Below are 4,521 nucleotides of genomic sequence, written 5' to 3' on the forward strand. Positions count from 1 at the left end.
ATGCGGATTCGGTGGCGAAGGAGGTTGCCCTCGAATTGCATTACGGTGCGCGTCAGGCGGAGGGGCAGGTGTCATTGGCCCGGGATCTGGCGCAACGGTTGCCCTCGACATTTGAGGCGATGAAGCGGGGTGCGCTGGATCCGTACCGCGCTTCGAAGGTGGCCGATCAAACCTCGGCCCTCACCGACGAGCAGGCGCGGGAGGTCGATGCCCGGGTGGCGGGGAAGATCACCACTCGGGATGCGACATCGGTGCGGCGCCTGGTGAACAGGACCGTCGCCCGCGTCGACCCGGACGGGTACGCGCGGCGGTGTGAGGAGCGCAAGCGGGGTCGCAGTGTCCGGCTGTGCCACGAAGACGAGGGCATGGCCACCCTGTACGCGTATCTTCCGGCGGAGATCGCCGCCACGATCTATACCCGGGTGGATCGTGTCGCCCGGCGGCTGCGCAGCAGGGGCGAGGAGCGCACGCTGGACGAACTGCGGGCAGACGTGTTCTCCGACCTGTGCCTGGGTGTCGCGCGGCCGGTGGAACCGCCGCGGGCGGAAGTGTTCGTATACCTGGATTTCCTGACCTGGACCGGGCTACGCAACGAACCCGCCGAACTCGCCGGACACGGACCCATCCCCGCCCAACTGGCGCGGGAGATCGCCGCGAATGCGACGATCCGGCGGGTCATCACCGACCCCATGACCGGCACACCCATCGACGTCGGGCGCCACCGCTACCGGCCGTCCGCCGCCACCAAGGAACTCGTGCAGGTGCGCGACCGAGAATGCCGGGTGCCGGGGTGTCATCGCCCGGTCCAGGCCTGCGATCTGGACCACGTCGAACCCTGGGCCCAAGGCGGCGGCACCCACAGCAGCAACCTCTGCGGCCTGTGCCGCCGGGACCACCGCTTGAAGGACGAACCCGGCTGGCACCACCGCATGACCGGCACCGGGGTCCTGGAGATCACCACCCCGGCCGGTCGCACCTACCGCAGCGAACCCGAACCCCTCACCACCGCCGCCTGAAATCGGACGGCTCACGCTCTGAACGTAGCGCGTGCTCGGTGTCGGTTCTTCGAGCCACGGGCCGTGATCGCGCTGGCGAAACGGTTGGTGCCGAACCGACCGGCCCGAACCTGGTCGACCGCGGCAAACCCGGCTCGAAGAGTTTGCGGGACGGAAAGCCGCAGGACCGAACCGACGGTACAGTTGATCTGTTCGTGATCCCTCGGACAGGTTCCGGGACGTCCGGGGAGGCAGGTACGCGGTGGCCGACGACATGTCCTTGGCAGCCGACCACCCACGGGTGATCGGGCCGTATCGGGTTGTCACCTTCTTGGGACAGGGTGGCCGTGGCCCGGCCGGATTGGGGCCGGTGTTCCTGGGGCACGGGCCCGACGGCCGGCTCGTGTCGCTGAAGCAGGTGCGGCCCCAGTTCGCGGATGATGCGATGTTCCGGGCGCGTTTTCGACGCCAGGTGGCCGCGGCACAGCGCGTGTCGAGCCGGTATGTCGCGGCGGTCGTCGACTCCGGGCCCGAGGATCCGGTGCCGTGGTTGGCGTCGGAGTTCGTGCCGGGCGTGCCCTTGGACGCCGCTCTCGCGGCAAAGGTGCGCCGGCAAGGGCGTACGATCGGTGGCCGTCTGGATTCTTCCGCCGCCCGGTGGTTGGCGACCTGCCTCGCCAGGGGGCTGACGCAGATCCGCCGTGCGGGTCTGGCGCACGGGGACCTCAAGCCGTCGAGTGTGGTGCTGACCGACGACGGGGCGCGACTGATCGGCCTGGCCATCGGGCGAGGGCCCGACGCGCAGGATGCCGAAGGGAGGGGCCACGGTTGGCCTGCCGGGTCACTGCACTACCTGTCGCCCGAGCAGATCGAGGGGCGGCCGCCGGATGGGGCGAGTGACGTGTTCGCCCTGGCGCGGGTGATCTTCGCGGCAACCACGAAATACCCCTCCTGGGACACTGAGGACTCCCGAGAGCCACGCCGCCTCAAAGAGCTACACCGGATCTTCGAGCCCTGTCTGACCCCTGACCCCGCCGTACGGCCCACCACGAAGAAGTTGTTGCAGCTCATCGGCCAGATCGACCAACCCGGCCCGCCATGGCCGCCCTGGGTCCATGAGGAGATCGCCCGAAGGCGCGCTCGGATCGACAGGCTGCTGGACCAGCTGCCCGCGACGACCGAGCCCGCGGGACCGGCACCGCCGCCGGACGAAGAGACTGTCGTGTTCGGGGAACCATTGCCCCGGTCCCCCGCCGCCGTCGACAGCTTGGCCTTCAGCCCGGACAGCCGCGTCCTGGTCATCGCTTCGAGCGGCAAGGCTGTCGTCCGCCTGTGGGACGTGGCCGGCCGCCGGCCGTTCGGTGGGGCCGTCGGCCCGCAAACCGATGAGGGCCCGGCGAAACGAAGCAAGGCCCGCCGGAAACACGGCCGAGTCGCCGCCGACGTGCTCGGGGCCGCCCACCGTGGCGACCGCGCCGCGTTCAGCCCCGATGGACGTGTCCTGGCCCTCGGCTCCGTCGAACTCGTGCCGGGGATCGACCCGGCAGGAGGAGATGACCAGGGGGAAGTCGTCATCCGCCTTTGGGATGTGGCCACCCGCCGGCCGCTCGGCGACCCACTGGTCGGCGAGCCTCGCCTCATCGGCGATATCAGCCATGTCACCGGCCTGGCCTTCAGCCGCGACGGTCGTGCCGTGGCCGCGTCCTGGGACGGCGACGGGGGCGTCGCCTGGTGGGACACCGTCGGCCGTGGAGAACTCGGGCGAGTGAGCGATCACCCGGGAGTCGTGACCTTCAGCCCCGATGGCGGCGTCATCGCCACGAGAAACATCGACGGTGTCCACCTCCGGGACCTGCACAGCAGCGATCCACGGCGCGTAGCGTTCGGCAGGGAAATCACGCAGGTCCACGACATGGCGTTCAGCCCAGACGGCCGCACCCTGGCCATCGCCACCGAAAGTGCCGTCCACCTCTGGGACGTGACCGACCGTCGGCGAATCGGTGCCCCGCTGAGCGTCCCCACGGTCCGACGCTCCCGCGGCGCGGGAGCGCTCTGCGTGGCCTTCAGCCCGGATGGCCACACCCTGGCCACCGGTGACGACGACGGCGTCGTCAACCTCTGGAACATCGCCGACGGAAAGCGAATCTGCAAACCTCTCACCGGCCATCTCGATCGGATCACCCGCGTCGCGTTCAGTCCGGATGGCCGGTCGCTCGCCACCGGTGACCGGAGCGGCCTCACCGCCGTCTGGGATCTCCACTGCCCAGGGTGACAAGATTCCGCCACGCTTCCTCCACCTGCCCGGCAGGGTCAAGGAACCTCCCGGAAGGATACTCGACCATCGACGCAATCCTTCGCGACTCCACGGCGGAGAGGCCACACGCCTTTATCAACATTCCGACCAGGGTGATCCGGCGCAATGGCCCAGGGAGCCCGGCCGATTTGAGGAAGGCAACGACCTCCTGCAGGCTTGCGCGGCGGTCGACCAGATTCCTGACCTCCCGCTCGACGGCGCGTACCCGGTCCTCGGATTCGCGCCCGCGCCGCACCTGCTCATCGGTGAAGGTCCTGGCAACGATCCAGTAGTCGTACTCCTCCTTGCTGACGGCACACAGTCGTCGACCGTTCTCCGACAAGGCAATGAATTCCCACGACCCGGTAACCGAATGGATGCGCGACGGCAGGCGAGTTCTTCGGAGATCTCGCGCGCGCAGCCACCCCGGCGTGTCCTGCCTCGGCCCAGGAAGATCGAGGAGGAATTCAGCGTCTTCCGAATATATCGACAGTTCATCGGCTACGGCATGCCACAGCCGGTCAATCTCTTCCCCCGCGTTCTCGCTCGAGATTGCCACCGTATGCCGGGGAACCACCTCATAGCCCGCCACCGCCCGCCATCCGTGCGCCGGCGACGGCCTATCGGAATCCGAATCCGCGACATCGAGCAGGCGGAGGGCGATCCCTTCCAGCACCTCCTCCACGGTTCGCCGATCTCCCGGCGACTCCCTCACGGGCAACTCCTTCCGGTCGGGCCAGGGCGGCCCCGTGAACCCAGCCTGCCTCAGGGCAGAAGGGGTGGATCCGCCGGAACCGGCGTCGACGGTGCCGCGGTGATCACCGAGTCCAGGATCTGGCGGGACGTGGTGAGCTCGTCGATGGCCTGGTCGATCCGCTCGCGCTCCCGCCGCAGCTGCGCGACCAGGTCCGGGCAGGTGGGCACCAGGCGCTCACCGTCCTCACGGATGCACGGCAGCACCGACGCGATGGTCGCGGTGGACAAGCCGGCCGCCAGCAGCCCGCGAATGCGCCGCACCACGGCCACGTCGGTGGACAGGTATTCGCGATAGCCACTCGGTCGGCGCTGCGGCCGGAGCAACCCCTGTTCCTCGTAGTAACGCAACAGCCGTGGGCTCACCCCGCTGGACCGGGACAGTTCGCCGATCCTGATCGTCCGCACCGCCATGCGACCCCCACCACACCCTCTTGACTCTCACATTCATGTGAAACTTTACGGTCCGCAGCATGGCAT

Annotated in this window: 4 protein-coding genes; 2 read left to right on the plus strand and 2 right to left on the minus strand. The window is 68.8% G+C overall.

The window, feature by feature from the left end:
* Positions 1-1,016: HNH endonuclease signature motif containing protein (locus tag FNH05_RS32975; protein WP_144592761.1), on the plus strand; the 1,016-nt coding region annotated here is incomplete at its 5' end.
* A 253-nt stretch (positions 1,017-1,269) separates the two neighbouring features.
* Complete coding sequence (locus FNH05_RS32980) at positions 1,270-3,267, plus strand: WD40 repeat domain-containing serine/threonine protein kinase (RefSeq protein ID WP_144592762.1); 1,998 nt, start codon at positions 1,270-1,272, stop codon at positions 3,265-3,267.
* Here FNH05_RS32980 and FNH05_RS32985 read toward each other — a convergent pair.
* Together FNH05_RS32985 and FNH05_RS32990 are read right to left on the minus strand one after the other, a co-directional pair.
* Positions 3,233-3,973 (minus strand): hypothetical protein, encoded by a 741-nt coding sequence (locus tag FNH05_RS32985; RefSeq protein ID WP_144592764.1) that lies wholly within the window; start codon positions 3,971-3,973, stop codon positions 3,233-3,235. The two genes, FNH05_RS32980 and FNH05_RS32985, sit on opposite strands and share 35 nt — an antisense overlap.
* A gap of 80 nt (positions 3,974-4,053) precedes the next feature.
* Entirely contained in the window at positions 4,054-4,455 is a 402-nt protein-coding gene (locus tag FNH05_RS32990) for a MerR family transcriptional regulator (RefSeq protein ID WP_246128088.1), read from the minus strand.
* Between the last annotated feature and the right edge of the window lie 66 nt (positions 4,456-4,521).

Origin of the sequence: Amycolatopsis rhizosphaerae (genome assembly GCF_007713715.1) — a bacterium.
In the GTDB taxonomy this organism is placed as follows: domain Bacteria; phylum Actinomycetota; class Actinomycetes; order Mycobacteriales; family Pseudonocardiaceae; genus Amycolatopsis_E; species Amycolatopsis_E rhizosphaerae.

Excerpts from the sequence above, each read along its gene's own strand:
- FNH05_RS32980 (WP_144592762.1), top strand. The coding sequence starts at position 1,270 with ATGTCCTTGGCAGCCGACCACCCACGGGTGATCGGGCCGTATCGGGTT.
- FNH05_RS32990 (WP_246128088.1), bottom strand. The coding sequence starts at position 4,455 with ATGGCGGTGCGGACGATCAGGATCGGCGAACTGTCCCGGTCCAGCGGG.